The 26,857-nt window shown below is 58.3% G+C and carries 27 protein-coding genes; 4 read left to right on the top strand and 23 right to left on the bottom strand.

Going from position 1 to position 26,857, the window contains the following annotated elements; translation table 11 throughout:
* Positions 1–35 precede the first annotated feature (35 nt).
* On the bottom strand, positions 36–725 hold the full coding sequence (gene phoB / locus PMI30_RS21525) for a phosphate regulon transcriptional regulator PhoB (protein WP_008007735.1): 690 nt from the start codon (positions 723–725) through the stop codon (positions 36–38).
* Positions 726–877: 152 nt separating this feature from the next.
* Here phoB and PMI30_RS21530 point away from each other — a divergent pair, with 152 nt between their 5' ends.
* Positions 878–1,255, top strand: coding sequence for a COG4315 family predicted lipoprotein (locus PMI30_RS21530; RefSeq protein ID WP_008007733.1), 378 nt, complete (start codon positions 878–880; stop codon positions 1,253–1,255).
* A 57-nt stretch (positions 1,256–1,312) separates the two neighbouring features.
* On the opposite strand, the gene ubiA is transcribed toward PMI30_RS21530, so the two are convergent.
* Positions 1,313–2,203: a 4-hydroxybenzoate octaprenyltransferase gene (gene ubiA / locus PMI30_RS21535; protein ID WP_008007731.1), complete on the bottom strand. Its 891-nt coding sequence runs from the start codon at positions 2,201–2,203 to the stop codon at positions 1,313–1,315.
* On the bottom strand, positions 2,203–2,766 hold the full coding sequence (locus PMI30_RS21540) for a chorismate--pyruvate lyase family protein (protein ID WP_008007729.1): 564 nt from the start codon (positions 2,764–2,766) through the stop codon (positions 2,203–2,205). Before PMI30_RS21540 ends, ubiA begins: the two co-directional genes overlap by 1 nt.
* Positions 2,767–2,966: 200 nt before the next feature.
* Between PMI30_RS21540 and PMI30_RS21545 the strand changes: the two genes are divergently transcribed.
* The 3 genes from PMI30_RS21545 to PMI30_RS21555 all read left to right on the top strand — a co-directional run bounded on the left by PMI30_RS21545 (position 2,967) and on the right by PMI30_RS21555 (position 4,769).
* Positions 2,967–3,134 carry a rubredoxin gene (locus PMI30_RS21545; RefSeq protein ID WP_007896465.1) on the top strand — a complete coding sequence of 56 codons (168 nt, stop codon included), beginning with the start codon at positions 2,967–2,969 and terminating at the stop codon, positions 3,132–3,134.
* Positions 3,135–3,152: 18 nt separating this feature from the next.
* Entirely contained in the window at positions 3,153–4,301 is a 1,149-nt protein-coding gene (locus tag PMI30_RS21550; RefSeq protein ID WP_008007728.1) for an NAD(P)/FAD-dependent oxidoreductase, read from the top strand.
* Between the two features lie 192 nt (positions 4,302–4,493).
* The gene (locus PMI30_RS21555) at positions 4,494–4,769 is read left to right on the top strand and encodes an HU family DNA-binding protein (RefSeq protein WP_003213368.1); all 276 of its coding nucleotides are present in this window, start codon (positions 4,494–4,496) and stop codon (positions 4,767–4,769) included.
* A 118-nt stretch (positions 4,770–4,887) separates the two neighbouring features.
* Here the strand turns inward: PMI30_RS21555 and PMI30_RS21560 are convergent, their stop codons facing one another.
* The 20 genes from PMI30_RS21560 to tssC all read right to left on the bottom strand — a co-directional run bounded on the left by PMI30_RS21560 (position 4,888) and on the right by tssC (position 26,849).
* Positions 4,888–5,499: an Imm43 family immunity protein gene (locus PMI30_RS21560; protein ID WP_008007727.1), complete on the bottom strand. Its 612-nt coding sequence runs from the start codon at positions 5,497–5,499 to the stop codon at positions 4,888–4,890.
* A 12-nt stretch (positions 5,500–5,511) separates the two neighbouring features.
* Positions 5,512–5,790 (bottom strand): AHH domain-containing protein, encoded by a 279-nt coding sequence (locus PMI30_RS32075; protein ID WP_443216289.1) that lies wholly within the window; start codon positions 5,788–5,790, stop codon positions 5,512–5,514.
* Positions 5,791–5,835: 45 nt separating this feature from the next.
* The gene (locus tag PMI30_RS21565) at positions 5,836–6,846 is read right to left on the bottom strand and encodes a hypothetical protein (RefSeq protein ID WP_008007726.1); all 1,011 of its coding nucleotides are present in this window, start codon (positions 6,844–6,846) and stop codon (positions 5,836–5,838) included.
* A gap of 223 nt (positions 6,847–7,069) precedes the next feature.
* A complete protein-coding gene (locus PMI30_RS0129535; RefSeq protein WP_238541977.1) occupies positions 7,070–7,453 on the bottom strand; it encodes a hypothetical protein in 384 nt (127 codons plus the stop codon).
* A 155-nt stretch (positions 7,454–7,608) separates the two neighbouring features.
* Positions 7,609–8,067, bottom strand: coding sequence for a hypothetical protein (locus tag PMI30_RS21570; protein WP_008007723.1), 459 nt, complete (start codon positions 8,065–8,067; stop codon positions 7,609–7,611).
* Between the two features lie 269 nt (positions 8,068–8,336).
* Complete coding sequence (locus PMI30_RS21575; RefSeq protein WP_008007722.1) at positions 8,337–8,810, bottom strand: SMI1/KNR4 family protein; 474 nt, start codon at positions 8,808–8,810, stop codon at positions 8,337–8,339.
* Between the two features lie 13 nt (positions 8,811–8,823).
* On the bottom strand, positions 8,824–9,075 hold the full coding sequence (locus PMI30_RS32070; RefSeq protein ID WP_202949719.1) for an HNH endonuclease: 252 nt from the start codon (positions 9,073–9,075) through the stop codon (positions 8,824–8,826).
* Positions 9,027–10,184, bottom strand: coding sequence for an ankyrin repeat domain-containing protein (locus tag PMI30_RS21580; RefSeq protein WP_008007721.1), 1,158 nt, complete (start codon positions 10,182–10,184; stop codon positions 9,027–9,029). Before PMI30_RS21580 ends, PMI30_RS32070 begins: the two co-directional genes overlap by 49 nt.
* On the bottom strand, positions 10,185–14,543 hold the full coding sequence (locus PMI30_RS21585; protein ID WP_008007720.1) for an RHS repeat-associated core domain-containing protein: 4,359 nt from the start codon (positions 14,541–14,543) through the stop codon (positions 10,185–10,187).
* Positions 14,544–14,555: 12 nt separating this feature from the next.
* Complete coding sequence (locus PMI30_RS21590) at positions 14,556–14,990, bottom strand: DcrB-related protein (protein WP_008007718.1); 435 nt, start codon at positions 14,988–14,990, stop codon at positions 14,556–14,558.
* 18 nt (positions 14,991–15,008) lie between these two features.
* Positions 15,009–16,946, bottom strand: a complete 1,938-nt coding sequence (locus tag PMI30_RS21595) for a type VI secretion system Vgr family protein (RefSeq protein ID WP_008007717.1) — start codon at positions 16,944–16,946, stop codon at positions 15,009–15,011.
* A 162-nt stretch (positions 16,947–17,108) separates the two neighbouring features.
* Complete coding sequence (gene tssH / locus PMI30_RS21600) at positions 17,109–19,787, bottom strand: type VI secretion system ATPase TssH (protein ID WP_008007715.1); 2,679 nt, start codon at positions 19,785–19,787, stop codon at positions 17,109–17,111.
* Positions 19,780–20,832: a type VI secretion system baseplate subunit TssG gene (tssG, locus tag PMI30_RS21605; RefSeq protein ID WP_008007713.1), complete on the bottom strand. Its 1,053-nt coding sequence runs from the start codon at positions 20,830–20,832 to the stop codon at positions 19,780–19,782. The genes tssH and tssG overlap by 8 nt, the downstream gene beginning before the upstream one ends.
* A complete protein-coding gene (gene tssF / locus PMI30_RS21610) occupies positions 20,796–22,655 on the bottom strand; it encodes a type VI secretion system baseplate subunit TssF (protein WP_008007711.1) in 1,860 nt (619 codons plus the stop codon). Before tssF ends, tssG begins: the two co-directional genes overlap by 37 nt.
* A complete protein-coding gene (tssE, locus tag PMI30_RS21615; RefSeq protein WP_008007710.1) occupies positions 22,652–23,164 on the bottom strand; it encodes a type VI secretion system baseplate subunit TssE in 513 nt (170 codons plus the stop codon). Before tssE ends, tssF begins: the two co-directional genes overlap by 4 nt.
* Positions 23,158–23,598 (bottom strand): hypothetical protein, encoded by a 441-nt coding sequence (locus PMI30_RS21620; protein WP_008007708.1) that lies wholly within the window; start codon positions 23,596–23,598, stop codon positions 23,158–23,160. The genes tssE and PMI30_RS21620 overlap by 7 nt, the downstream gene beginning before the upstream one ends.
* A 65-nt stretch (positions 23,599–23,663) precedes the next feature.
* Positions 23,664–24,104, bottom strand: coding sequence for a hypothetical protein (locus tag PMI30_RS21625; protein ID WP_008007706.1), 441 nt, complete (start codon positions 24,102–24,104; stop codon positions 23,664–23,666).
* Positions 24,101–24,559, bottom strand: a complete 459-nt coding sequence (locus tag PMI30_RS21630; RefSeq protein WP_008007704.1) for a T6SS effector amidase Tae4 family protein — start codon at positions 24,557–24,559, stop codon at positions 24,101–24,103. Before PMI30_RS21630 ends, PMI30_RS21625 begins: the two co-directional genes overlap by 4 nt.
* Positions 24,560–24,641: 82 nt before the next feature.
* Positions 24,642–25,130: an Hcp family type VI secretion system effector gene (locus PMI30_RS21635; protein WP_007894494.1), complete on the bottom strand. Its 489-nt coding sequence runs from the start codon at positions 25,128–25,130 to the stop codon at positions 24,642–24,644.
* A 225-nt stretch (positions 25,131–25,355) separates the two neighbouring features.
* Complete coding sequence (tssC, locus tag PMI30_RS21640) at positions 25,356–26,849, bottom strand: type VI secretion system contractile sheath large subunit (protein ID WP_008007702.1); 1,494 nt, start codon at positions 26,847–26,849, stop codon at positions 25,356–25,358.
* Between the last annotated feature and the right edge of the window lie 8 nt (positions 26,850–26,857).

The raw sequence follows: 26,857 nt of genomic DNA, 5'->3' as shown, positions 1-26,857 counted from the left end.
AATATGCGTCCTTGTCAGCGAGTCTGGCGGTCGGCTCAGGCCTTGGTGGAAAACCGGTAGCCAGTGCCGCGCACGGTTTGTACCAGATTTTCGTAGGCATCGCCGAGGGCTTTGCGCAGGCGACGGATGTGCACATCGACGGTGCGCTCTTCGACATAGACATTGCCGCCCCAGACCTGATCCAGCAACTGGCCGCGGGTGTAGGCACGTTCCTGGTGCGTCATGAAAAATTGCAGCAAACGGTACTCGGTCGGGCCCATCTCGGCGGGTTTGCCGTCGATGGTCACGCGGTGGCTGATCGGGTCCAGCAGCAGGCCGCCGACTTCGATTGGCGATTCGCCATCGGTCGGACCGGCGCGGCGCAGCACGGCTTTCAGGCGCGCCACCAGCTCTCGCGGGGAAAATGGTTTGGTGATGTAGTCATCAGCGCCGACTTCCAGGCCCTGGATCTTGTTGTCCTCTTCGCCCTTGGCGGTGAGCATGATAATCGGGATATCCCCGGTCAGCTCATCGCGCTTGAGACGGCGGGCCAGTTCGATGCCGGAGGTGCCGGGCAGCATCCAGTCGAGCAGGATCAGGTCCGGTTTGCGGTCGACGATAATGGCATGGGCCTGCTGCGAGTTCTCTGCCTCCAGGCAGTCATAGCCGGCCATTTCCAACGCAACGGCGATCATTTCGCGAATGGGCGCTTCGTCGTCGACGATCAGAATGCTCCTGCCAACCATGCGTTAATCCTCTTGTCATTTAACTGTCTTGCGCCGCATTAGATAACGGAATTATTGCAGTCGTGTGACAGTATTTTAGCCGTCCTGCGATTGGCGTGATCCTGAACTAAGCTCTAAGTCCGAATCCTGACAACCACAAGAGGAAGGTTTCCATGAATCACATTGCTCAATCCTGGAAGGCCCTGCTGGTCACGGCTGCGCTAACGCTGCCGTCCCTGGCCTTCGCGGCAGAACCGGCCATGATGAAAGACGGCATGATGGTCGACCACAAAGGCATGACCGTTTACACGTTCGACAAGGACACTGGCGGTAAGTCGATGTGTAACGCCGAGTGCGCCAAGATGTGGCCACCGATGATGGCTCCAGCGGGTGCCAAGGCCGAGGGTGAATGGACGATCATCAAGCGTGATGACGGCACGATGCAATGGGCTTATGACGGCAAGCCGATGTACACCTACAAAATGGACATGAAGCCTGGCGATATGAAGGGCGAAGGTTTCAAAGATATGTGGCACATGCCGAAGCACTGACCCGTGTAATCCGCTCCTCGGACTTGGTCACGGGGAGCGGATCTGCCCTCATTGCCTTCAGCGCAGCGCGTAATCCAGCACAATCCCCACGAAAATCGCCAACCCCGCCCAGTGGTTATGCAAAAACGCCTGGAAGCAGCGCATCCGGTCCTTGCTGCGGGTGTACCAGAACTCCCACGCAAAACAGCCCGCCGCCGCCAGTAACCCGAGGTGGAACCAGCCACCGAGATGGAATTTCGAACCCGCCAGTAGCAGGCAACCCAGCGCCAATCCTTGCAGGGTCAGAATGATCGCCCTGTCGGCGTCGCCAAACAGAATCGCCGTGGATTTCACCCCGATCTTCAGGTCGTCGTCGCGGTCGGTCATGGCGTAATAGGTGTCGTAGCCCACGGTCCACAACAGGTTGGCGATCCACAACAACCAGGCCGCTGCCGGCAGTTCACCGGTTTCGGCGGTGAACGCCATCGGCATGCCCCAGGAAAACGCCGCGCCCAGCACCACTTGCGGGTAGTAGGTGTAGCGCTTCATAAATGGATAACTGAATGCCAGAGCCAAGCCGCCCAGCGACAGCCACACGGTCTTCGCGTTAGTACACAGCACCAGCAGAAAACTCACGCCCATCAGGACCGCGAAGAACACCAGGGCTTCTTTGGAGCTGATCTTGCCGCTTACCAGTGGCCGCTGTTCGGTGCGTTTCACGTGGCCGTCGACCTTACGGTCCGCCCAATCGTTGATCACACAACCGCCGGCGCGGGTCAGTACCACGCCGAGCACGAAAATCACGATATTGGCCAATGAAGGCGAACCTTCACCGGCAATCCAGAGCGCCCACAACGTTGGCCATAGCAGCAAATAAATGCCGATCGGCTTGTCCATGCGGGTCAGCTGAATAAAATCCCAGGCCCGAGGATTCAAGCGGTTCAGGGACTTGAGCAGGCTCTGGTACATCAGCAATTCTCCGGATGGGCGCGGGCGGCGTTCCACAAGGTCGGCAGGAAGATCTCGGCCACCAGCACGCTCAAGGCACCACGGTCGAAGCGCGAACGCCGGCCCCACAGTGCCGGCGCCTGGGCATCCAGCGGCAACCATCCTTGAGGATAGTGACAAACCTCGATGGCCCGGCGCTGAAACGCCTGATCGCAAAACAGCAATTCGCCCAGAGATCGGCTGCCCAACTCATCCATATGCAACCCGTCGCCCTGCAGCGCGCTACGCGCCGCCACGCTGCGGGCAAACACCCAGGCTTCACCGTGACCGCGCAAATACACCTCGCGCACCCAGCCTTCACTGCCTTCGGCCAGCTCCAGCGCTGCACATTCGTCGGCGCGCAGCGATTGCCAGCCTTCGAACAGCGGCGTGACGCTGAAACCGTCATTCGACAAGCGGATCAGGCGCCGGGTCAGCGACCCTTCATCGAACAGCCAATCGAGCGTAGACGTGTCGGGAAGGGGCGTCAGTTGGCTTCGAGGGAGCCAGACCGGTATCGCGGAGGGGGATTTTGAGTGCGGCACAGTGAGTCATTATTGGCAGCAAATGAGGCGGCGAGCTTACCATGTCAGGCGGCGAATTTGATTGGCCCCGCCTGCCGTTGCGCCGAACAGGCTTGCATCTGTCGGGTCCGATCAGTACAAAACGCCCTGAGCCGGACGGCAACGCTTCACCGATCGACCGTTCGCGCCGGCAAAAGCCTGAATCCTGAGGAAGTACCTGAATGAAAAAGTGGCAATGTGTGGTCTGCGGCCTGATCTATAACGAAGCCGAGGGCTGGCCGGACGACGGTATTGCAGCGGGCACGCCGTGGCAGGACGTGCCGGAAGACTGGCTGTGCCCGGACTGCGGCGTGGGCAAGATGGATTTCGAAATGATCGAAATCAACTGAGAACCTGGGAGTAAGGGAATGAACGCACCTGTCGTGATCGTCGGCACTGGGCTGGCTGGCTACAACCTGGCCCGGGAGTTTCGCAAACTCGATGGCGAAACCCCGCTGCTGCTGATTACCGCAGATGACGGACGCTCCTACTCCAAGCCGATGCTATCCACCGGCTTCGGCAAGAATAAAGACGCCGACGGCCTGAGCATGGCCGAACCGGGTGCCATGGCCGAGCAATTGAAAGCCGAAGTGCGTACCCACACGCGCATCAGCGGTATCGATCCGGGCCATAAACGCCTGTGGATCGGCGAAGAAGCGGTGATCTACCGTGACCTGATCCTGGCGTGGGGCGCGGAAACCGTGCGGGTGCCGATCGAAGGCGATGCCGCTGACGCCGTTTTCCCGATCAATGATCTTGAAGACTACGCACGCTTTCGCGCGGCCGCGGCCGGCAAACGTCGGGTGTTGCTGCTGGGTGCCGGTTTGATCGGCTGCGAATTCGCCAACGACCTGATTCTCGGTGGTTACGAGGTGCAACTGGTTGCACCGTGCGAACAGGTCATGCCGACCTTGCTGCACCCGGCAGCGGCCGCAGCAGTCCAGGCCGGCCTGGAAAGCCTGGGCGCGCGCTTCCACCTCGGGCCGGTGCTCAATCGCTTGCAGCGAGTGGCAGACGGCCTGGAAGCGCACCTGTCCGACGGCCAGGTCATCCCGTGCGATGTGGTGGTCTCGGCCATCGGTTTGCGTCCGCGCATCGACCTGGCGGCCGCTGCCGGGGTGCAGGTCAATCGCGGCGTGGTGGTCGACCGTCACCTGAAAACGTCTCACGCCAACATCTATGCCTTGGGCGACTGCGCCGAGGTCGATGGGCTGAATCTGTTGTACGTCATGCCCCTCATGAGTTGTGCGAGAGCGCTGGCCCAGACCCTCGCCGGAAACCCTACCGCGGTGAGTTATGGCCCGATGCCGATCACCGTGAAAACACCGGTCTGCCCATTGGTGGTTTCGCCGCCGCCACGGGGCGCGGAAGGCGTCTGGACGGTCGAAGGGCAGGGCGCGGACATCAAGGTGCTATGCCGCGACAGCGCCGGCCAATTGCTGGGCTATGCCCTGACAGGCGCGGCGGTGATGGAAAAACTCGCCCTGAACAAAGAGCTTCCGGCCTTGCTGGCGTAAATAGCGGTCGTTCTGTCGGAATCACCCCGCTTTTGCCCCCACAAAGGTCGCGGGGAGACTGGCGCCGCTCTAAAGCGCGTGCCATCCTCACTCCCGTCTGCCGCAGAGTAGAGCACCTGCGGCGCCTTAGGCGCTGTTCCAACGAGAACAGCACGGACATAACAACAAAAAACCGTCAAAGGGGCTTCACTAATGCGTAAACCAGAACTCGCCGCTGCAATTGCGGAAAAAGCAGACCTCACCAAAGAACAGGCCAACCGCGTCCTCAACGCCGTTCTCGAAGAAATCACCGGCGCTCTGCACCGCAAAGACAGCGTCACGCTGGTGGGCTTCGGCACCTTCCTGCAACGCCATCGCGGTGCCCGTACGGGCAAGAACCCGCAGACCGGTGAGCCAGTCAAAATCAAGGCCAGCAACACTGTTGCGTTCAAGCCAGGCAAGTCGTTGAAAGACAGCGTTAATCCATAATTGCGGCGAATTCCCTGAAAAACGGGGAGAACCGTATTGAAAAATGGGCACGCCGATTAAGTCGGGTGCCCATTTTTTGTTGAACGCAGAGATCCCTCTACCAGATGCTGAGTGGGACCTAGGCTCTATCAATTGAGCCGACCTTCTCCGTATCGACCACTTCTGCACCTACCAGATTTAGTTCTTTAAGTGCAGTGGCGGCGTGAGGCGAAAGAAATACGAATCCAAGTAAAGTAATTTCATCGATACTAAAAAAATCTGTGCTGACATTTTCTTTGATTGTCAGGCTGATGATATTTTTGATTTCGCCGCTCGCTCGAAAATTAATCTTCGACTGTGTCTGATCGATCACGTCCACAGGCTCCTTGTCTATTCGTTGCTGGCGCATGAAAAAATATGGGCGCTGTGCGACCGAAACGCCCTTCGGGTTGACGATCTCCAGTTCTGCGATCTCCCATCGGGAAGTCTTGAGGGTCTGGAAGGCTTTCAGGAAGCGCTCACTGACAATATGCCCCTCAAAGGCTGTGCAAAAGTCAAAGTCATAGCGCTTGTCCTTGGTAATCAGCACCAGCTTTTTCGGGAGGGGAGCGAGAGCTTCGTCGGGGCCCGCGTCGTGCCAGTCGGCATCCATCGCATCGTCATAGGCGCCAGGGCTGAACGACTCATGAATGACGCCATCAATGAAGGTGGGGCAGTTTTTGTCTTTCTTGAATGCAAGGGTATAGAACATGAAAGCCTCTTGTCAGCAAAGTCGACCGGTACTGGATTTGGTTCGTATTCTTCCTGAAACAGTCTTCTTGCGAAGGCTGCTTTGTAGTGATGAAACCTGTTGCTGTGCCTGTGCCTTGGTAATAAGTTTTGCGTTATAGCGTGCTTTGATCCTGCCCAGTTTTCTGTCCACCAGGTCCGAATAGTCCTTGTGTGAACCATTGTGGTAAACCGGTCTGCCAATGGCCGCGGCCTTTACTTGGCTATCGGGCATCAGCAGGCCGTTGGGGGCTGTGTCCCGTGTGCCGCCCAGACCAATGTTATCCAGAGCGGCTTGCTGTTCGATCCATCTAGGCTTCTATAGGCTGTACAAGATATTGTAAAACGAGGCTGGATTGTCTTTTATCAAGGATAAATCCTGGCCTATGGATATTTTTTCGAATAGTGATTTATTGATTGCCATTCGACGAGTGATTATTGCTTCCAACAGTTTGCTGAACAGCGTTTCATCATTGACGTGTTTTTTCAGTTTTAGAATTTCGCGAGGCTTGCTTTTCAAAATATAGAAGGAGTAATTCATCAAGATAATATTGGAGACAAACAGGTTTTCCGTTGATTGAAGGGGGTTGACCGTATCGATCAAAGCATTAAAGACCTGCTTTTTGTTTTGAGCGTATGCGTGCAAAAATACGTCGGGAAACATGAGTTCGCTGTGGTGATCATTAAGCCTGAAACGGTAATTTGTATCGTCGGGCTCGGTCAATAATGTGACGATGCTTGTTTGATAGCTTTTCAATGTGGTTAGCAACTCATGTTCTTTTCTGCTATCAAACTTGATCGCTTTGTAAACCAAGTCGATAACATCCAGAAAAGCTACTGGCCCCAAGGTGTCGGTAGCCATTACCAGCTGATTATCCTTGATGCTGAACCGACGATATGCTTCGTCGTCAATACTCAATTCGAAAAGCAGGAACCTGAGCATGTAGTTCCTGTGCTGTGCATCTGCGTCGAGAGGACTGTTCTTCAAGCTGATCAACTGAGTCAGATAGAAGAAAATAAAATAGTCTTTGTTTGTTCGTTGGCGGTTGTCGATTTCAAGCAGATAGCCAAAGCGGGACAGAACCAAGAGAAGGGCATAGCAGTCCGATTCCGTGAAACCGTTTTTCGACATGGATTTTTCGAAGGCGCTTATGGAAAATAAATCGTGCCAGCGGCTCACGAAGAAGGTCGAACCGTTGCGTTTTCTGGCGACGACAGACAGCAGTGAGGGCTCGTCTTCTTCGTAAAAAACAGCGTCCAGCTTCGTTGGACACGGCCGGATGTTCAGGAAATTTTCAAGCTTGTATGAAAGTAGATTGAATATGTCCATTTCTTAAGGTTTTCCACATGCTGTCATGATTTACCCGGACCGCTTTCTCACCTTTTGTATTCGGAACCAAACCCCCCTTTACCGCCTTGATAATTGCCCAGTGCGCGGTTTCGGCATCGCCCATCTTCTGGGCTTCGTTAGGCTGAACCCCCTGTGTAATGTGGCTTTTCAGGAAAGTCCATGCTCAGGCAATGCCTGAAAATTTTTATTCTGGCACTTAGCATTATCCTGCCGCATACAAATAAATTGCATCTTCTGAAATGTATATTATTTTTCTGTTTGGGTGTACCTGAACTGGAGTGATTAATAACTCGCGCAGATCGCCTGAAGTCACAGCACCATCAAGAAAACTCAAGAGATCGTTTCTTTCTGCCTTATACAGTTCGCCTTTGAAAATTATTTTTTTGCCTTTGTTAGCAATCAGCTTGTGCGCCACATAATAGTAGTCCGAAGTCATGTGAGGCTCCAGATCTCTAAGTGAGTTGAGTGCTTGAATGAAATCGCCTGAAAGTGTTGGCTGTAACATCAGTGAATAGATAGCTTCTCTGCTTTCATTCGGACCTAATTCAAATTTTTTAAGTTTTTCCAATCGATAGTTGTTTTTCATGCTAGTTCGGAACGTCATAGAAAATATGGCCATCCCCTCCATTGTTGTACCACTTGATATGAGGTGTGTCTCCAAAGCCGCCTTCTGGAGCCATGTGTTGCTCGTAGCCCTTAGAGTGATTTGCGGCACCATCGGAGCCATCACTTTGACACGGGCTATTGCCAAGAGGAAAAATCAGAAATGTATATTTCATTTAGAATCAAATCCAGAGGTATGTCCTCAATACTATAGGCTATCTCATCATAAGGAGCGGGTAATACATAGGAGAATCCGAAGTCATCATCGATAATTACTGAGCCATTAAATATCCGTTGACGCTTGGTAAGTTTTTTTATTTGTCCAAAAGACATTCCTGTAGAAAGTACACCTCTGTAAAGTCCTGGGTAATGTACATTGCAACCAATTGAGAATATTGTTCCATAAGAAAGGGTTGCTATAGTGATGGTGTCATCTACTATATAGCCCACTCTCGTTTCGCCGTCTGGTAGGTTATAGTTCTTCACCTTGATGCTATGTTTTCTATATAGCTCATCTATATAGTTGGAGATGTTTTCCTCTAATATGATGTTTGCTACGGAGTGCTTGGATTTGATATCTGCTGTGAAGTCAATCATATTTAAGCTCCACCATTCATAAGCGTGCCATTAACATAAACTGGAGAGTCAGCGCGAAGCATTCGCGCCGACCTGTTGGGCGGCCCGTGCTCCCGTGCTGAGTGCTGAGTGCTGAGTGCTGTGAGGTATGATGAGAGCTCTTGAGTTTCATACTAAGATAGGTTGGCGAGAGCACGACAGTCAGGACATACGCCATGTTCCGATGCTGCCCTCGCCACAGGGGATCTGCGCTTCTAGCCAAGCCTGCTACTTTTGCGGCGTTGGCTCATTCACTCCTCGTCCAAATCTTCCTCATCAATCAGCCCTTGAACAAACCGGCGGAAGTTCGAGCAGACCAGTTTCTCGGATTGGGCCTGATTCTCTTCAGGGCTTAAGTCGCTATCAAAGCTGTCAGTCGTGAAATAACTAACGGCCTCTGAATCAAGATTCAAGCAAAAGAAGTTGCCACCCCAGTCGTTCGCGAAAGGCAGGAGGTGTGCAGGAAGTACCTGTTTTTTCAGCATCAACTGATAGGTAGACAGCAGCGTGGAGTCGCCACCGGTAATCGGCTTGAACGCGGCCACTTCCAGTGGCTCGTCAAATTCTTCGCTGACCCAATAGGTCCGCTCCGGTTCGCCGCCGTTGTACTTGAGGTAATGGTTTCTAAAGGGCGTCGGTAGCTTCTTGCCAATGGCGGATTCCAGGTGATCCAGATCCGCTGTCGTAATGGCCGCTTCGTCATTTGAGAATGTGTTTTCAAGCATCGTTAATCTCCCGTCATGAGCAGCGGCCAGGTTTGGGTTTAGGAATCTTGTTAGCCAGCCAACCTTTTTTGGAGGCCGCAAGGACTGACTCAGTGCTCTCGTACTTAACCTTGAAGTGTTTTTCATATTGAGCGACCGAACCACCGTGCGGGAACGTAGCCTCATGCGCAGCTGTTTTGACAAGTTGAATCGTGGTTGTCCCTTCGCTCCACTTTTCTATTGCGTCATCTCTGGATCCGGAGCCGGAGTGACCACACTCGCCCAACTGGCCGTACGTTTGCGTTGTGTCAGAGCACGCAATGCTACTGCGTCAGGCTCGCCCTTTTTTGTGAATTTGACAGGTGCCAAAACATAGAGCATCACCTTTTCATCGTCGGGGATCGTCTCTTTTTCAGTTTTCGTATCCCAAGCTTTATCCACGGCCACGAAAGCATCCACTCCGGCTGGCCAAGCCAGGTCTGCATACACGGCATCGGAACGACGAATCAAGAAGCCTTCCGACAAGGGGCCATTATCGAACGTGTGGCGAGCGAGCAGGGACAGCAACTCGACCGGGAAAACCCAAGGACTGTGGGGGGGGAAACCTTGCTGTGGCAAAGGCCAGTCGCCAGGCAAGCATATGAATAATTCGGTATGAGGACTTTTGGCAAAAAGTCCGATGGTGAAGAGCAATTTGAACTTGTTTTTGCCATCGATGCAGCTAACACGCAGCTCCAGACCCTCTTCATTGGTGAAGGGGCTCAATTGGGCGGGTAAAACCCAGCCAGCGGTGTTGTGCACGAAAGTGACTATAGAACCGCCAAACTCCTCAGGTCGGCCTTCCATAATGTCCATGATACTAACCGCGCCCAATTTTCTTAATGTGGACGCAATCTCGGTAAATCCCCAGGTATTGGCGATGTCCAATGGCGAAGTATTCAGCCTGGTGTGCAGTCGATTGATGTTGGCATGGTGTTCTATAAGAAGATTGACGACGTCCTGATGCCCAAAGGTAATCGCGTCAATCAGCGGGGTGGTTATGCTGTTAGGCCACCCATCCACCAAAGCACCGGCCTCAAGAAACCATTGGCATGTTTGTAGATGTCCATTGCCAGCGGCTGCGGCAAGTGGCGTGCTATTGCCGGAACTGACGGCAGGCTGGTCCAGCGCAATACCTAAAAACACCAATAAGCGGCAAATTTCGGTTTGACCCTGTTCGGCAGCCATGTGCAGCAGGGTCTCATGCCCATCAAGGCCATACATGGGCAGGTGCAATAGAACAGAATTTCTCTCTAGGTGCTTTTTTAGTGAGGCTGCATTTCCCGACGCAATGTCTGCGTGAATGGCTAATAAAGTCGTGATGTTCTTTTCATAAATTTCTTCTGGGTTGTTCATTTAAAAAACACCTTTTGTCATTTGTGCACCCATTTTCTGTAATGCATTCTGGACACTGGCCAGCCCGCCGACGTCCGCTTTCTGTAGTACTTCATAGACTTTTTTGGCGCTGGCTATCGAGTGATTGCCTCCCCCATTTTGGGCCCAAGTGAAGTTGCGCGGATCGTTGTTTAGACCAATCTTGTGTTTGGCCAGAATCTTTTGCGAGTCGGTAATGTACTTTTGATTTTGAGCTTTCCAGCTTTTTGGAGCTTTTTCGCGGACGATATGATGGTAATGCGGCTTTACCATACCCTTAGGTGCAGGCCCCATGGCTCTCTTCTGTGAGGCGCTGAGTCGACAAACTTCCCACCCCCACGGATCCACCCACCCAATCGGATTCGGTGCGTATTGATAGAGGTTGAATCCACCCACCAACCCAATCGGATCCGGCGTAGTAAACCGCCCCACATCCGGATCATAAAACCTGAACGTATTGAAATGCAGCCCCGTCTCCCGGTCCAGGTACTGCCCCTGAAACCTCAGGTTCTGCTCTTCAATGTAATACGGCTCACGCACCTCTTCTAACGTGTTGCCCCACACCCGATAAGTCGCCTGCCAGACGTTGTGGCCGTCCGCTTCGGTGAGTTGTTCCGGCAGGCCGTTGAGGTCGTTGTGGTAGTAGCGGATTTTTTGCAGCGGGCCGGTGCCGTCGACGCGGGCCAGGGGTTCGTAGCCTTCGTCTTCGTAGAGGTAAAGGCTGGTCTGTTGATGGCGATGTTCCTGCAACAAGCGCAGGCCGTCCCAGGTGAAGCGGGTTTCTCCCAGTGGATAACCGTTGCTGTCGTGCCCGGTTTTTTCGATGCGCCGGCCCAGCGGGTCGTAGGTCATCCTGACCACGCTGCCGTTGTCATTGCGCACTTCAATCAACCGGCTTTCGGCGTCGTAACCGAAGCGTTGCAGGCCCCGTTTAGCGCTGCGCTTTTCGATCATCCGGCCAAACGCGTCGTAGCGGTAACGCTTGTCCTGGAAGGTCAGCAGTTTGTTGTGCACCACCAGCCCGGCGCCGGGTTGTGGGCCGTCCAGCAGGTTGGCGGCGGCGTCGTAGGCGAAGGTTTCGCGCTGGCCGTGCAGACTGTCCTGACTGGCGATGATGCGGCCGGTGGCGTCGTAGTGCAGCAGTTGCCGGTGTTGCGCGGCGGGTTGTTGGTCGATTTTGCTGATCAGGTTGTCGGCGGGGTCGTACTCGAAATGTTTCTGCACCGCTGCTGGCATCAGCGAGGGTTGGCTGGTGTGTCGGCGTTGGCGTGAGCGTAAACGGCCGTTGCGGTCGTATTCGCTGCGGGTGCTGATCTGGCCTTGGGTGCGCAGCACTTCGCGGTGCAGGCGATCACGCTCGAAGTCGCTGATGACCTGGCCGTCGAGGTTGATCTGGTGCAGGTGGCCGCTGCCGTAGTAGAGGCGATTGATCCAGCGGCCGTCGGGCAGTTGGGTCTGGATCAGGTTGCCGAGTTCGTCGTAGTGGTAGTGCAGGCTCCCGGCCGCGCTTTGTTCTTCGAGCAATTGGCCGAGGGCGTCGTAGGCGAAGCTCAGGGTTTGTGCGTTGCCATGGTGGTCGGTGAAGGTGACGGCGGTGAGCTGGTCCAATGGGTCGTAGGTGTAGTCGGTGCGGCCATCGTCGGTGACTTTGGCGATCAGCCGGCCGACAGCGTCGCGTTTCAGTCGATGAACGATGGGGGCCGGGGGCGTCTCGGGGACGATGGCCAAGCCGTTGCCGTAAGGCGCCGGAACAGCCGCCACCGTCGCGACGTTATCCAGCAGGTCATAGGTGTAGCGCTTGGCGCTGCCATCCAGATCCTGTTGTTCGGTCAGCCGATCGCCGGCATCCCAGGCAAACCGATAACTTTCGCCGTTCTCATTGATCAGCGCTTGCAGCCGCCCGTAGCTGTCGTACCCGAATTGCACCTGTCGGCCGTGGGCGTCGGTGCGCTGGCGCACCTGGCCGCGGCGGTTGTGTTGATAGAGCGTGGTGTGCCCGGCCGGGTCGGTATAACCGGTCAATTGGCCGCTGATGTCGTGCTGGTACTGCTCGGTGCGCCCGTCCGGCAATTGGCTGCTGAGCAGGCGCCCTTGGGCGTCGTAGCTGAACTGGGTGCGTTCGCCGAGGGCATCGATGATGGTTTGCAGATAGCCCCGGTTGGCGTAGCTGAACCGCGTCGGATAACCCGAGCAATCGATGTGCTCAACCAGTTGGCCGAAGGGGTTCCAGCGCAGCTTTTTGCTTTTGCCGGTGGCGTCGATGATCTCGACGACCTGGCCGTGGGTGTCGTAGCGGTAGCGGGTGATGTGGCCCAGCGGATCGGTTTCGACGATGCGGTTGCCGCGCTGATCGTAGCGATACTGCCAGCTGTTGCCAGCGGCGTCGGTTTCCACCAGCGGCAGGGCCCAGAGTTCAAGCCATAGGGTCGATTCGCTGCGGCCCAGCGGGTCGGTTTCGCCGCTCATGTTACCGGCGTCGTCGTAGCTGTATTGATACTGACCGCCCTGTGGGTCGGTAGCGCTGAGCAACTGGCGCTCGTCGTTCCATTCGAACTGCCAGGTCTGGCCGAGGTTGTCGGTGTATTCGGTGATCTGGTGCTGGCTGTTCCAGCGCCGCGTGCTGACGCGCTGCAAGCCATCGGTGATGCGCGTGACACCGACGCCGAGGTCATAGTCGAACTGGTAGGCATCGCCTTCATCGGTCCAGTGCCGGACCACGCGCCATTCCAGGTCTTCAATCAGCGCCCATTCATAGAAGCAGCGCAGCCCGGTGGGCAACTGGTGCTCGACCATCCGCCGTCCGGCGTCGTAGCTGAAGCGCCGTTGTATCTGGTCGGTGGCGTCGCGCACTTCGGCCAGATCGCCCGCTGCGTCGTAGCCATAGCTGGCGAGTACTTCGCGGTGCTGGTCGGGGTACAGGCGTTCAACTCGAGCCACGCGGTCGCGTTCGCGAATCAGCTCGACCTGCACCAGATCAAAGGTGTCCCGCAGTCGTACCAAGCGTCCGGTTTCGTCATAGTCGAGGTAGATGCGGTTGTCGTTGCGGTCGCCGAGCTGACTCAATCGCAGCAGCGCTGCATTCCCCGGTGCCGGATCGAACAAGCGATACATGCCGTCATCGCTTTCAATCAACAACTGCCCATTAAGATGGCGCCGAACACTAAGCCCTTCCCCCGCACTGAACACCGCGCCGCCCAGGGGGATCGACCCCATGTCGATGCGCCGGCCCTGTTCATCGGTGTAGACCAGCGTTTCGCCACCCTCCGAGTGAGGCAGGATTTCAACCCGCACCTCATAGGACACACTCCAACCCGCCCCAAACAACCCGTCGCGACGTTCGTCACGGCTGTTGTAGAAGCGCTGCCAATCCATCGGCAAGATGCCAGGCAACACGAAATCCAGCTCTTCGTCACCGCCCAGCACCTTGGCCCCGGTCGCCGCGTGCACCGGGTTCGACGAGCCCATGGCGGCATTGGCCATGGCGCCCATCGCGCTGCTGACGGCCATCGACGTCGCGCCACCGATCAGCATGCACGGCAATTTGCTGAAGAACTTGCCCTTGCCGCCCTTGAGCATCAGCAACGCGGTGACCGCCAGCCCCACGCCCGGGGTCTTGCCGCTGCGGATCTCACGCACCACCACCGAACCGCCACCGATGGTCACGTTGGAGGAGATCAACCCGGACGACACGACCTTGGCATCGCAGGTGCTGCGATCGCCGCTGCGCACGGCGGGCTGGCCGTTGATGGTGACCTTGTCCGAGCCCTCGGCCATAAACTGCGGCGGCATCGGCGGATGCTTCATGCAGACGAGCAGGTCCAGCGGCTTGGGCACCGCGCCTGGCGCCGGGGTGGCGACGGTGGGGCGCCACATCTGGGAGAAGAAGCTCTCGGCCATGTCCAGGTAGCTGGCTTCTGCTTCGGGCTCGGGTATTGCCAGCTCGGTGCCGGCCGGCGCGACATGGGACGGGATCGCTCCGGCAGCGCGGGCGGCGGGAATGTTGTTGGTGAGGGTGTTGGTGGAACCGGTGAGAATGTTCGCCTGCACCGTGGGCGGAAACAGCGAATTACTGAAACTCTCGCATAAATTGCTCAGGCCCTTATCGGCCCCGGTCTTGCTCATGGCAAGGCCGACGATCGTGCCCACCACCAGGCCGAGCACGAAGCACCCCAACCCGCCAGTGACGACGGTGATGCCAGTGGCCGCGACCACGGCGGCAGTGGCCAGCGCGGTAATCGCGATGTTGGCTGCCACCTCGAGCACGCCGCCGAGGATATCGGCCATCATCGAGGTGTGATCGAGTGCATCGCCCAGTCGGGCAGCCCAGAGCGCGTCAGACATGCAGGGTGCTCATCAGGCCGGAACGTCGAACAACAGCGAACTCTTGATGGTCGCCCAATGCGCGGCTTCGGCATCGCCAAGTTTCTCGGCCTTCACGTAGCTCAGGGCGAGCATTTTGCGGGTGCCGGGCAACACCAGTGCCAACTGGTATTGGAAGACTTTGTCGTTGCCCTTGTTGAACTGGCTGCGCAACTCGATGCCTTCGACTTCCTGGCTGGCGCCCAGACGCACGGCGACGCCCGGTTGAAAACGCAAGTCTTGCACTTGTTTTTCCAGACGCTTGAGCTGGTCGTCGAAGTTGCTTTGCAGGGTTTCGCCCTCGGCCAGCAAGCTGCGGCTGACAATCAGCGAAGTGCCCAGTTCAGGGAACTTGAGGATGTTGATCGACGCGTCTTGCAGTTCGCCTGCCGGCAGTTGGAACTGGAATTCATTGATTCGGTAAGTCATGGAACACAGATCTCGTGATTAGCCCTTGGGCTTGGGAAACGCGGCATTGATGTTGGCGTCGATGCTGGCCTTGACGCCTTGGCCATCAGGCGTGGCGCCAGCGCCGCCGCCGTTGTTCAGGTGCAGCACGCCGCCGGTGTTGAACTCGGCATCACCGCTGGCATAGAAGCTGATTTGCACGCCGGTCAGGTTGATCTGGCCGCTGGCATTGAGCTCCAGGATGCTTTCACCACAGACCAGCCGCAGGTTCTCGCCCACTTCAATGACGTAGCTCTGGCTGATGCTGTCGGTCTTGCGCTGGCCCACCGAAAGAATGTCTTCCTGTTTGACGATACGCAGGCGGTTGTTGCCAATGGTCACCGTCTCGTTATGCCCAATGCTCTTGTTGCGGTCGTGACCTACCGAGTGGCTTTCATCCACCTCGACCACGATGTCCTGATTGCGCTCGGCATGGATGTACAGCTGCTCGGCGCCTTTCTTGTCTTCCATGCGGATTTCGTTGAAATTCGCCGGTGTGCCGCCCTTGCTCGAACGGCTTTTCATGCCGCTTTGGGTGGCGTTTTCCGGCAAGTCGTAGGGCACGGTTTGTTCGGCGTTGTAGACGCGGCCAGTGATGATCGGCCGGTCCGGGTCGCCTTCGAGGAAGCTGACGATCACTTCCTGGCCGATCCGCGGGATCTGCATCGAGCCCCAGTTTTTACCGGCCCAGGATTGCGACACGCGAATCCAGCACGAACTGTTTTCGTTGGACTGGTCGTGACGGTCCCAATAGAAATGCACCTTCACCCGGCCGAACTGGTCGGTCCAGATTTCCTCGCCCTTGGGGCCAACCACCAGTGCGGTCTGCGGGCCTTTGACGATAGGCCGGTGGGTGTTGGGCAGGGGACGGTAGCTTTGTTGCGCGTCGATGCAGGTCAGGCTGCTTTCGAACTGCGCCGAAGCGCCAGCGCCGCCGCTTTCCCCGCTTTCCTGGGAGACGTAGTAACGGGCGCCGGCGATCAGGTATTCGCGGTTCTGGTCCTGGCGGCTGAAACCCGTGAGGCTGAACAAATGACCTGACCCCAGGCCCCGGGCGTTGCCGGCGAACTCGACCTGTTCGTGCAGGGTCTGCAAGGCTTCGATGCGGGTGCGGGCGTAATGTTCGCCGTCTGCGCTTTGCACATAGGTGCCGGGATAGTCGTACAGCGGATAGTCGCCGGCGGTGTGCGGACGAGGCATGGCCGAGCGCACGTCAATTCGCGCGCTGGGGCGCTGGAAGTCATAGTCGTTGAGTTCCAGCGAGCCCGGCTGGACTTCCTGGGCCAGGCGCCAGTCGTGAATGTGATCGCGTTCGCGCTGCTGTTCATTCTTGGGGTAGTAGGGCACCGAAGCGTAGCCGGGCACGTTGGTATGGGCGCCATAGGCATCGGCCAGCACCAGCACATGACGACCCTGTTCATGGCGGAAGAAGTAGTAGATCCCTTCCTGCTCCATCAGGCGGCTGACGAAATCAAAGCTGGTTTCGCGATACTGCACGCAGTATTCCCACTCGCGATAGGGCCGGCTCAGGGCGTCTTCGAAGTCGGAAAAACCCAGGTCGCGAAAAACCTGCTTGATGATCTGCGGGATGGTCAGGTTCTGGAAAATCCGGCAATCGGAGGTGCGGGTCAGCAGCCAAAGCCAAGGCCGCAGTGTGACCTGGTAGCTGGCGAACTGACCCTGGTCGACGTTCTGGCTGCAACGGGCAACGATGCCATGGAAATAGCGCTCGCCACCGCCGTCCAGTTGCAGGCTCAGGCACATGGGTTTGCCCAGCAACTGGTTGAGGTCGATGGCGTTGTCCAGCGAGTGCAGTTGCAGCTCATAGTTGAACAGCCGCCCCAGCTCTTCGCCGCCGCCCATGTCCTTGAGCAACAGCACATCCGGCCCCAGGGGGCTGGTGATTTTTGCCAGGCGTGAGAGTTGCTTGAATAGCATTGGTTATCCCGTAAACGTTTCGTTGCTTTCTTACTGCCGGAACCGGATCCATTGTGGGAGCGAGCCTGCTCGCGATGGCGGACTGACATCCAACATCGATGCTGAATGTCATGGCCTCATCGCGAGCAGGCTCGCTCCCACATTGACCGTGTTCCAGGCCGGTCAGGCCGCGTCGCTGAAGTCGTAGTGCAATTCGTTATCCCGGGCGCTGATCCGCACGCCTGCCAGCGCTTTGCCTTCGAGCATGCGGGTGAGGAATTCGCGGCTCATGTCCGGCAACAGACTGTTGGTCAGGATGGTGTCGATCATCCGCCCACCGCTTTCGGTTTCGGTGCAGCGGGAGACGATCAGGTCGATCACCGCGTCGTCGTAATCGAAGGCCACTTTGTGGGTGTTCTCCACGCGCTTTTTGATGCGGTTGAGTTGCAGGCGGGTAATGGCCTTGAGCATCTCGTCGCTGAGCGGGTAGTACGGAATGGTCACCAAGCGGCCCAGCAATGCCGGCGGGAAAATCTCCAGCAGCGGCTGGCGCAGGGCCTTGGCGATCTCTTCGGGCTCGGGCACGTTTTGCGGGTCTTTGCAGACCTGGGCAATCAGCTCGGTGCCAGCGTTGGTGGTCAGCAGGATCAAGGTGTTCTTGAAGTCGATCACCCGGCCTTCGCCGTCCTCCATCACGCCTTTGTCGAAGACCTGGAAGAAGATCTCATGCACGTCCGGGTGGGCTTTTTCCACCTCGTCCAGCAGCACCACGCTGTAGGGTTTGCGCCGCACGGCTTCGGTCAGCACGCCGCCTTCGCCATAGCCAACGTAGCCCGGTGGCGCGCCCTTGAGGGTGGACACGGTGTGGGCTTCCTGGAATTCGCTCATGTTGATGGTGATGACGTTCTGCTCGCCGCCATACATGGCTTCGGCCAGCGCCAGGGCGGTTTCGGTCTTGCCCACGCCGGAAGTGCCGGCGAGCATGAACACGCCAATCGGCTTGCTCGGGTTGTCGAGGCCGGCGCGGGAGGTTTGGATGCGTTTGGCGATCATCTGCAGGGCGTGATCCTGGCCGATGATGCGTTTCTTCAGGTGCTGGTCGAGGTTGAGCACGGTTTCCAGTTCGTTACGGGCCATGCGACCCACCGGAATACCCGTCCAGTCGGCAACCACCGAGGCCACGGCCTGGTAATCGACCGTCGGCAGAATCAGCGGGGTTTCGCCTTGCAGGGCACTGAGGCGCTGTTGCAGGTCCACCAGTTTCTCGCGCAGGGCGTGGCTGTCGTCACTGCCGACATCGCTGTCTACCACGCCGACGCTTTCGCGCAGGGTGGCGCGGGTGGCGAGCAGTTCGTCCACCAGGGTTTTCTCTTCGACCCAGCGGCTTTCCAGTTCGGCCAGGCGCTCGCGCTCGGCGGCCAGCAGGTTTTCGCTGTTGCTCTGGCGGGCGCCGATGACGATGCCGATGGCGTGCTCGCGGGCGATGATTTGCAGTTCGGTTTCCAGCGCCTCGATGCGACGACGGCTGTCGTCCACTTCGGCCGGCACGGCGTGCAGGCTGATGGCGACCCGGGCGCAAGCGGTGTCCAGCAGGCTCACGGATTTGTCCGGCAACTGGCGCGCCGGGATATAGCGATGGGACAGCTTGACCGAGGCTTCCAGGGCTTCGTCAAGGATCTGCACCTTATGGTGTTTTTCCATGGTCGAGGCCACGCCGCGCATCATCAACAGCGCCTTGTCTTCGGACGGCTCGGCGACTTGCACCACCTGGAAGCGACGGGTCAGGGCCGGGTCTTTTTCGATGTGCTTCTTGTACTCGGCCCAGGTCGTGGCGGCCACGGTACGCAGGGTACCCCGGGCCAAAGCCGGTTTAAGCAGGTTGGCCGCGTCCCCGGTGCCGGCGGCGCCACCGGCACCGACCAGCGTGTGGGCTTCGTCGATAAACAGGATGATCGGTTTTGGCGAGGCCTGGACGTCTTCGATGACCTGGCGCAGGCGCTGTTCGAATTCACCTTTCATGCTCGCGCCGGCCTGCAACAGGCCGACGTCGAGGCTGCGCAGCTCCACATCCTTGAGCGCCGGTGGCACGTCACCGGCGACGATGCGCAGGGCAAAACCTTCGACCACGGCGGTTTTACCGACGCCGGCTTCACCGGTCAGGATCGGGTTGTTCTGCCGACGGCGCATGAGGATGTCCACCAGTTGGCGGATCTCTTCGTCACGCCCGACAATCGGGTCAAGCTTGCCACTGCGGGCCTGCTCGGTGAGGTCGACGGTAAAGCGCTTGAGCGCTTCCTGCTTGCCCATGGCGCTGGGGGCCATGGCGCCGCTGGCTTCACCAGGCACGCTGCCGGCGTTGAAACCATCGCTGGCGCTGAGTGCATTTTCCGGCGAGTCACCGACGTATTCGTCAAAACGCTCGCTCAGGGCCTCGGCCTTGATCTTGTCAAACTCTGCCGACAGCCCCAGTAGCCCATGGCGCAGGCTCGGCGTCTTGAGGATGCCGAGCACCAGGTAACCGGTACGCACTTGGCTTTCGCCAAACATCAGGCTGCCGTAGACCCAGCCACGTTCCACGGCTTCTTCCACATGGGAGGACAAGTCAGTGATTGAAGTCGAGCCGCGTGGCAAACGGTCCAGGGCGTCGGTCAGGTCCCGGGCCAGGCGCGCCGGCTCGATATTGAACTGGCGGATGAGGCGGTGCAGGTCCGAGTCCTGCAATTGCAGCAACTGATGAAACCAGTGGGCCAGTTCCACATAAGGGTTACCGCGCAACTTGCAGAACACGGTGGCGGCTTCGATGGCTTTGTAGGCCACGCTGTTGAGTTTGCCGAACAACGCGGCGCGACTGATTTCACCCATGCTCTTGGTTCCTTGAGGTTTGCGAGGTGTTGGCCTGCTCGGCGTAATGCCGGGCCAGTATTAAGTCCTTGGCATCTTTTTCGGGCTTGCCCAGCCAGGTATTGAAACCCAGGCGGAACTGGCGATTGAGTTGCAGCGCCGGTACTTCGGGCTGTTTCAGAACCAGGTTCAGGTCCCAGTCCAGTTCATGGCCCAGGTATTCGGCCACCCAGGCCACCAGCTCATTGAAGGGTTGGCTACCGGGCAGCATGCTCATGTAGTCATCCAGCTTGAGTGGCCCCAGGCGAATGCGGAATTTGTGCTGGCGATCCCAGACGTAACGGCCCAGGCAAAAATCCACGCCCAATCGATGGGCGCTGATGCCAACGCGGCTGCGTTCCGGCAGTTCCAGCCATTGGCCGACGTACTCTTCGATCTCCACCGGCAGGCCGAAGTATTCGCTGAGAATGGCCTTCAAACCGTCCGGGTAGCGGGTTTGTGCCGACAGATGACCGCTGTAGTGCAACTTCGCCGTATCGGGAATCAGCCCTTGCTTGAGCAGGCTCGGCATGCCCCGGCCGCTCAGTGCTGCCAGGCGTGCCGACCAGTAGTCATCGTCCGGGCGGTCATGGCTGACCGTCGGCCGCGCTTCGGCCCAGGCCCGATAAAACAGGCTCAGCAGCCGGTGATGGAACACATCCAGGAAGCGTTTACTGGTGCTGTCGGCGTTGTTGCGCTGGCGTTCGCGCACATATTCGGTGAGGTGCAGCGGCAATGGGCCGTTGGGGCCGCCGAGGCCGAAAAAGAACTGCTCCAGACGCGCCGGCGAACCGTCGACGCCCGGCTGTACCGAGGCCAGGGTCGCCGGGGCGAAGGTGCAATCGGCCTGTTGCCCAAGGCGCAGCGGATCATCGGCCAGGCGCAACGAATGGCCCAGGCGCGGCAGTTCAGGCGATTCGCACTCGATACGCCGCAACGCCTGGAAGAAGTCGTATTCCCAGGGCTCCTGATGCATCGCGTCCAGAGTATTCACAGGGTCGGACGGCGTCCTGGCTTGGCTTTCCATCGCATGATCTCGCCGCGTTCGGTGGTACGGATCACCGTCTCGGTAAAACTGTTGATCGACACGTAGCGTGCCAGGAAGCGTTCGAACACTGCACCGAGCAAGAAGACCCCAGTGCCGCGAAACGCGTTTTCATCGAATTCCAGAGTGATCTCCAGGCCACGACCAAACACGATCGGGCCGGGCATCGGCAGGCGTCGGGTGCAGGCCTTGCTGCTGACTTCGCGCAGGCCTTCGATCTGCAATTGCAACGCCGCATCGTTGCTGTCGCCGTACAGGCGCAGCAGTTCGCGCAGGGCGGCGGCGCCCTGGCCTTGCTCGCTGAGGGATAAATAATTCAGCGACAGCTGGCTGATCAACCGCCACGCCTTGGCGTCATGGGCATGGCTGGCGCGTGGGCGACTTGGGCCTGCCACGCAGCGCACCGCCGCGACAGGTGCGCTGTCGGCCAGGGTGAAGTCGGTCTTGCTATTACCCACGCTCATGAACAGCGGCAGGTCGCGGTTGGTGCACAACGCTGTTACGCCCAGTTGGCGCAGGTCGTGGCGATAAGGCGCCTGCTGGCTGTCCACCAGGCTGACGAAGGTTTCGCTGCCGATGTACGTCGAGCGCGGGCCGTTGCGCCGCTGGCCGCTGGACAGCACGCGGGGTTCGCGTCGCACCGTGTACCAGGCCTGATCGCGGCCGTAGCGAGATGGATCGCGCACCGCATAGAACGGCAAAAAAGGCTGCTCCGACCCGGTGCCGTGGCCGGTAAGGGTGGTCAGGGAATGAATCTCGAAATCCATCGGCCGGGTGCGGTCGGCGATCACATGGTGTTCATTGACCCGTTCCGACAAGTGAATGCGATCCAGGCGCTTGGGAAACAGGTTGATGGCCGGGGTGCAGAATGGCAGGAACTGCGCGGCTCCGACGCTACCTTCCAGGCTCGGGTCGTGACGGTCGAACAGCACGATCAATTCCAGTTCCTGTCCGTCGCAACGTTTGACCGCCCGGCTCAACTGGGTGAAGTCGACAAACAGAAAGCGGTGGGGCAGGGCGAAGTATTCCTGCAACAGGCGATAGCCCTGGAAGGCCCGCGAGACCACCGGCAGCGCGGCGTCGGTATCGTCGAATCCCTGGGAGCGCAGTGCGTCCTGCGGCAGGCGTTCCACCCAATCACCGCCGGGCTGACGGGCGAACACGGCGCAGACATTGCCCAGCAGCTGTTCGTAAAGGCGGAAGGGCTGCTCGTCTGCTCCATTGAGGTACAGCGGCAGGTTGTCCAGGGCCAGACTGTTGAACGGTAGTTCGGCGCCGGTGCGCAGGGTCAGGCGCAGGCCGGCCTTGGCCTTGGGTTCGCTGGCGGCCAAGCGCCCGAGCATGGCGGACGGGTTGCCGAAGTACTCGGCCTGGCTGACCTGCAACGGCCACAACGTCACCGCGTGGGCGGTGCGGTACTCGCAGCAGGTTTGGGTTTCGCGGCCCAGGGCGGCGCGCAGGACCGTGTCCCGAGGCAGCGGGAAGCCGCTGCTCAGCGAGCCTTCATCAGGGTCGGCCTGCAATTGCACCACGGTCATCGACGGTGTCGGCGCCAGGTAATGGGGGTACGCGATTTCCAGCAGGTTATGAGTAAAGGTCGGGTATTCGGCATCGAGCTTGAGCTGTACCCGCGCCGTCAGATAAGCAAAACCTTCCAGCAAGCGTTCGACGTACGGGTCGGCGCAGTCCATGCCGGACAACGTCAGCCGACTGGCGATTTTCGGGTATTCCTGGGCGAACTCCGCCGCGCTTTCGCGCACGTGGTGCAATTCCTGGTTGTACAGTTCCAGCAGGCGCGGGTTCATGAGCGTCTCCGCTGATCGGCGTTGATCACTCGCACATGGCCGGATTCCAGGTCCAGGTCGGTCTGTAGCATCAGGCGCAGCGGCACTGGCTGCGCCCAAAGGTCGCCTTCGATCTCGAAACTCAGGGCGTTGTGGTTCATTTCGGCGGATGCCCGGGCTCGCACGCGCAAGGTGTTACGCAGAATCCGCGGTTCGAACGTAGCGATGGCCTGGTGGATCAGGGCTTCAAGCGCGGCGATATCGACGTTCGACGCACTGTTGCCGGCCAGCGCCGGCAACCCGAAGTTGACCACCGACGTGCCGGCTGGGGTGTGCAACGTCGCATCGGCGCCGAGCAATGAAGTGGTGTTGAGCAACCACGCCAAGTCACGCAGCACCGAGGCTTTCAGTTGGGTCAGGGATAGCACGCGCTTGTCGGCGCTTTCCTTTGGGTTGCTCGGGTCGTCATCGGTCAACCGGTCCAGCAGGGACGGTTGCAGACGATCGCGGGTGGCGATTTCGGTTACCACGAGAAATGCGCCACGAAACTTTTCTGGTCCATGACGCCGGTCATACAGCCAGCACTATGGGCGACCTTCGACACTTCCATGGGCTGGTCTTTGATTTGGCGGATGGCCTGATACCGAGCGTCACAATCACGGCTCGGAGGGGGCTCAGGCGTGGAGTGCTCCACGATAATGATTTGGGCGTTGTTGAAGGTCTCGACCCGTGGCTGACCTTTTCGGTCGACACTCAGAAAACAAGGCCACGGCATGTCCAGTTTCAAGAGGCTTTGGTCCTGTTTGCGCAAGGCGCATTGTTGATCGTGGTTTTCCAGGGTCAGTGTTTGTCCGGCGACAATTACCTGATTGCCGGGTGCAGCAGATTGTTGCTGTTGCGCCCAGGCATTCAGGCTTAACAGCAGGCAGCCTGACAGCAGCACCAACGGGGTTCGTTTGATCATTTCAACCTCAACCCGACCTGACTTTAGCGATGCGCAGGGGCGTAAACGATCGCATGTGAGGTCGGTTACCAAATGAAAAGACCTGTGTAATCTTTCTGATCGCCGGCACCCCGCAGGCAACTGGCACTGCGCGCGACCACCGAAGGTTCGAGCTGGCCTTTGACCTGGCGTACGGCGCGGTACTCGGACCGGCATTCGCGACTGTTTGCAGGATCAACGCTCACGTGCAGCACGATCACGATCGGTACGTTGTTGAAGGATTCGACGTGAGGTTTGCCCTGTCGGTCGACAGCAAATTGGCAAGGCCATGGCATCTCGAGGGGCAGCACGCTCTGGTCCGGTTTACGCAACACGCATTGCTGCTGATCGTTCCCCAGTGTCAGTCGTTGTTCGCCCAGAGTGACGACCTGGTCCTCGGAAGCAGGGGCAGTCTGTTGGCCGGCGCACGCCCACAGGCTCGACAATACGCAGCACAGAGCCATCAGGTTTCGGCTGGATCTGATCATGTCAGCTCCCAGAACCAGATGGCTTTGGATCGGTAGGCAGGGTCGTTGTAGCGGCCAATGGTCAAGCCGCGATTCCACAGGTCGATATGATCGCCGGTGCGACTATCCGGTGACTCTCCTACCTGCTGAAAACAATCCTTGAAGAAGATGAGCCCGGTCTTGTCTTGCAACTTGCGGCGTTCTTCGGCACTGCCACCGAGGATCTGTGGCCGCCCCAGATGATGCTTCCACAACCAGTTCGCCAGTGATTCGGCACCCCTGGCGTGCTCGTGTGCACATTTGGGTTCGGTATAGGTGGATTTGTTGACCTTGATGGTCAGCTCTGCATTGAGCGTCATGCTCATGCGGATAGCACACTGGTTTGCCCAAGGCCCTTCACAGGGCTTTGCGTCAGGGTACTTAACTAGCAGATCGGAATATGCTTTCCACAAATTAATAAACGAAGGTTTGGCCATGACTCAGACACCGGAGGGAAAAGGATTGGATTCGAGCAAGCACCAAAACACCCCCGGCGCATAACACCGGGGGCATCTTCGATTACACCTTGACGTTCTGGCGGATGTTCCAGCCGAACTTGACCGGCCCGCCTTCCTTGGTGCCGTCGGCTTTTTGCGGCTGGTAGTCCACCAGCACCTTGGCGAAGTTCAGGGTGAGGTTTTCGGTCAGGCGATCATCGCTACCCGAGCCGCCAGTGCTCAGGGACGTGACCAGCACTTCTTCCAGGTTGATGATCATGTACTCGACCTGGCTTTCGCCGCCGGCCTTGCGCACGGTCAGCTTGACCTTGTCGATGTGCTTGCCGCTGGCGCAGTGCATCATCAGGTTCGGTGAGGCTTTGTCGACGTACTTGGTCAGCGACAGGTCCTGGATGTTCACCTTGCCTGCACCACCACCGCTGCCCACGTGCATGTTGCCGGACTGAGACATGCCCCAGCTCCAGTTCAAGACGTCGATTTCGTCCTTGTGGGCCTTGTCCATGGACTCGCCCTTGATGTCGCCGATCTTGATGAAAATATCAACAGCCATGTTTTCTCCCTGTGTGGTCTCTACCACATTGTTTGGTTAACGCCGACCTTGCGAAATCTGTTCAGCTGAAGGGGATTCAAGGTGATCTCCAACCTAATGAAGACCCCTGTGGGAGCGAGCCTGCTCGCGATGGCGGAGTGTCAGGCAACACTGGCAGCGACTGATCCACCGCTATCGCGAGCAGGCTCGCTCCCACATTTTTACCGTGTACCGTTCAGCAGGTTTTTATGCGCCTTTGGCCGAAGGCAGCTTGGATACCAGGCGCAGCGACACGGTCAGACCTTCGAGCTGATAGTGCGGGCGCAGGTAGAACCTGGAGTTGTAGTACCCCGGGTTGCCTTCCACGTCCTCGACGATCACTTCGGCCGCAGCCAATGGGTGCTGGGCCTTGGTGGTTTCGGTGGAGTGCGCCGGGTCACCGTCGACGTAGTTGAGGATCCAGTCCTGCAACCAGCGCTGCATTTCGTCCTTCTCTTTGAAGGAGCCGATCTTGTCGCGCACGATGCACTTCAGGTAATGGGCGAAGCGGCAGGTGGCGAACAGGTACGGCAGGCGCGCGGCCAGGTTGGCGTTGGCGGTGGCGTCCGGATCGTCGTACTCGGCCGGTTTCTGCAACGACTGGGCGCCGATGAACGCGGCGAAGTCAGTGTTTTTCTTGTGCAGCAGCGGCATGAAACCGTTCTTTGCCAGTTCCGCTTCACGGCGGTCGCTGATGGCGATTTCGGTCGGGCATTTCATGTCCACGCCACCATCGTCAGTCGGGAAGGTGTGCGCCGGCAAGTTTTCCACTTCACCGCCAGACTCCACGCCACGGATGCGCGAGCACCAGCCGAAGTGTTTGAACGAGCGGTTGATGTTCACCGCCATTGCGTAAGCGGCGTTGGCCCAGGTGTACTTGGAGCTGTCGGCACCGTCGGTGTTTTCTTCGAAGGCGAAGGCTTCCACCGGATCGGTCTTGGCGCCATACGGCAGACGCGCGAGGAAGCGCGGCATGGTCAGGCCGATGTAGCGCGAGTCTTCCGATTCGCGCAGCGAGCGCCAGCCGGCGTATTCCGGGGTGGTGAAGATTTTGGTCAGATCGCGCGGGTTCGACAGTTCCTGCCACGAGCCCATGCCCATCACGGTCGGCGATGCGGCTGCGATGAACGGCGAGTGCATGGCGGCGCAGACTTTCGACAGTTCGCCCAGCAGTTCCACGTCCGGAGGCGACTGGTCGAAGTAGTAATCGCCCACCAGGCAACCGTAAGGTTCGCCGCCGAACTGGCCGTATTCTTCTTCGTACATCTTCTTGAAGATCGGGCTCTGGTCCCACGCGGTGCCCTTGAATTTCTTCAGGGTCTTGTGCAGGTCGGTCTTGGAGATGTTGAGCACGCGAATCTTCAGTTGCTCATCGCTCTCGGTGTTGTTGACCAGGTAATGCAGGCCACGCCAAGCGCTTTCCAGTTGCTGGAAATCGGGGTGGTGGATGACCTGGTTGACCTGGGCGGTGAGCTTGGCGTCGATAGCGGCGATGATTGATTCGATCGACTTGATGGCGTCGTTGGACACCAGGTCGGTCTGCGCCAGGGCCTGTTCGGCCAAGGTGCGCACGGCGGTCTCGACGGCTTCGCGAGCGCGATCGGTCTTGGGTTTGAATTCTTGCAGCAGCAGGGAGGCGAACTCGCTGGCTTCTTCGGTGGTGCCCAGTGTCTGAGCGTCTGCACGTACTGAATCGGTCATGATCATTC

This window comes from Pseudomonas sp. GM50 (assembly GCF_000282375.1).
In the GTDB taxonomy this organism is placed as follows: domain Bacteria; phylum Pseudomonadota; class Gammaproteobacteria; order Pseudomonadales; family Pseudomonadaceae; genus Aquipseudomonas.
The sequence above is the reverse complement of the archived record's forward strand: the minus strand, read 5'-3'. Positions and strand labels throughout refer to the sequence as shown.

Coding starts and splice junctions, on each gene's coding strand:
- phoB (WP_008007735.1), bottom strand. CDS start 725: ATGGTTGGCAGGAGCATTCTGATCGTCGACGACGAAGCGCCCATTCGC.
- PMI30_RS21565 (WP_008007726.1), bottom strand. CDS start 6,846: ATGGACATATTCAATCTACTTTCATACAAGCTTGAAAATTTCCTGAAC.
- PMI30_RS21530 (WP_008007733.1), top strand. CDS start 878: ATGAATCACATTGCTCAATCCTGGAAGGCCCTGCTGGTCACGGCTGCG.
- ubiA (WP_008007731.1), bottom strand. CDS start 2,203: ATGTACCAGAGCCTGCTCAAGTCCCTGAACCGCTTGAATCCTCGGGCC.
- PMI30_RS21555 (WP_003213368.1), top strand. CDS start 4,494: ATGCGTAAACCAGAACTCGCCGCTGCAATTGCGGAAAAAGCAGACCTC.
- tssF (WP_008007711.1), bottom strand. CDS start 22,655: ATGAACCCGCGCCTGCTGGAACTGTACAACCAGGAATTGCACCACGTG.
- PMI30_RS21595 (WP_008007717.1), bottom strand. CDS start 16,946: ATGCTATTCAAGCAACTCTCACGCCTGGCAAAAATCACCAGCCCCCTG.
- PMI30_RS21570 (WP_008007723.1), bottom strand. CDS start 8,067: ATGATTGACTTCACAGCAGATATCAAATCCAAGCACTCCGTAGCAAAC.
- tssH (WP_008007715.1), bottom strand. CDS start 19,787: ATGGGTGAAATCAGTCGCGCCGCGTTGTTCGGCAAACTCAACAGCGTG.
- PMI30_RS21550 (WP_008007728.1), top strand. CDS start 3,153: ATGAACGCACCTGTCGTGATCGTCGGCACTGGGCTGGCTGGCTACAAC.
- PMI30_RS0129535 (WP_238541977.1), bottom strand. CDS start 7,453: ATGAAAAACAACTATCGATTGGAAAAACTTAAAAAATTTGAATTAGGT.
- PMI30_RS21625 (WP_008007706.1), bottom strand. CDS start 24,104: ATGATCAGATCCAGCCGAAACCTGATGGCTCTGTGCTGCGTATTGTCG.
- PMI30_RS21575 (WP_008007722.1), bottom strand. CDS start 8,810: ATGCTTGAAAACACATTCTCAAATGACGAAGCGGCCATTACGACAGCG.
- PMI30_RS21620 (WP_008007708.1), bottom strand. CDS start 23,598: ATGATCAAACGAACCCCGTTGGTGCTGCTGTCAGGCTGCCTGCTGTTA.
- PMI30_RS21585 (WP_008007720.1), bottom strand. CDS start 14,543: ATGTCTGACGCGCTCTGGGCTGCCCGACTGGGCGATGCACTCGATCAC.
- PMI30_RS21545 (WP_007896465.1), top strand. CDS start 2,967: ATGAAAAAGTGGCAATGTGTGGTCTGCGGCCTGATCTATAACGAAGCC.
- PMI30_RS21560 (WP_008007727.1), bottom strand. CDS start 5,499: ATGTTCTATACCCTTGCATTCAAGAAAGACAAAAACTGCCCCACCTTC.
- tssC (WP_008007702.1), bottom strand. CDS start 26,849: ATGACCGATTCAGTACGTGCAGACGCTCAGACACTGGGCACCACCGAA.
- PMI30_RS21580 (WP_008007721.1), bottom strand. CDS start 10,184: ATGAACAACCCAGAAGAAATTTATGAAAAGAACATCACGACTTTATTA.
- PMI30_RS21635 (WP_007894494.1), bottom strand. CDS start 25,130: ATGGCTGTTGATATTTTCATCAAGATCGGCGACATCAAGGGCGAGTCC.
- PMI30_RS21590 (WP_008007718.1), bottom strand. CDS start 14,990: ATGACTTACCGAATCAATGAATTCCAGTTCCAACTGCCGGCAGGCGAA.
- tssG (WP_008007713.1), bottom strand. CDS start 20,832: ATGGAAAGCCAAGCCAGGACGCCGTCCGACCCTGTGAATACTCTGGAC.
- PMI30_RS21630 (WP_008007704.1), bottom strand. CDS start 24,559: ATGGCCAAACCTTCGTTTATTAATTTGTGGAAAGCATATTCCGATCTG.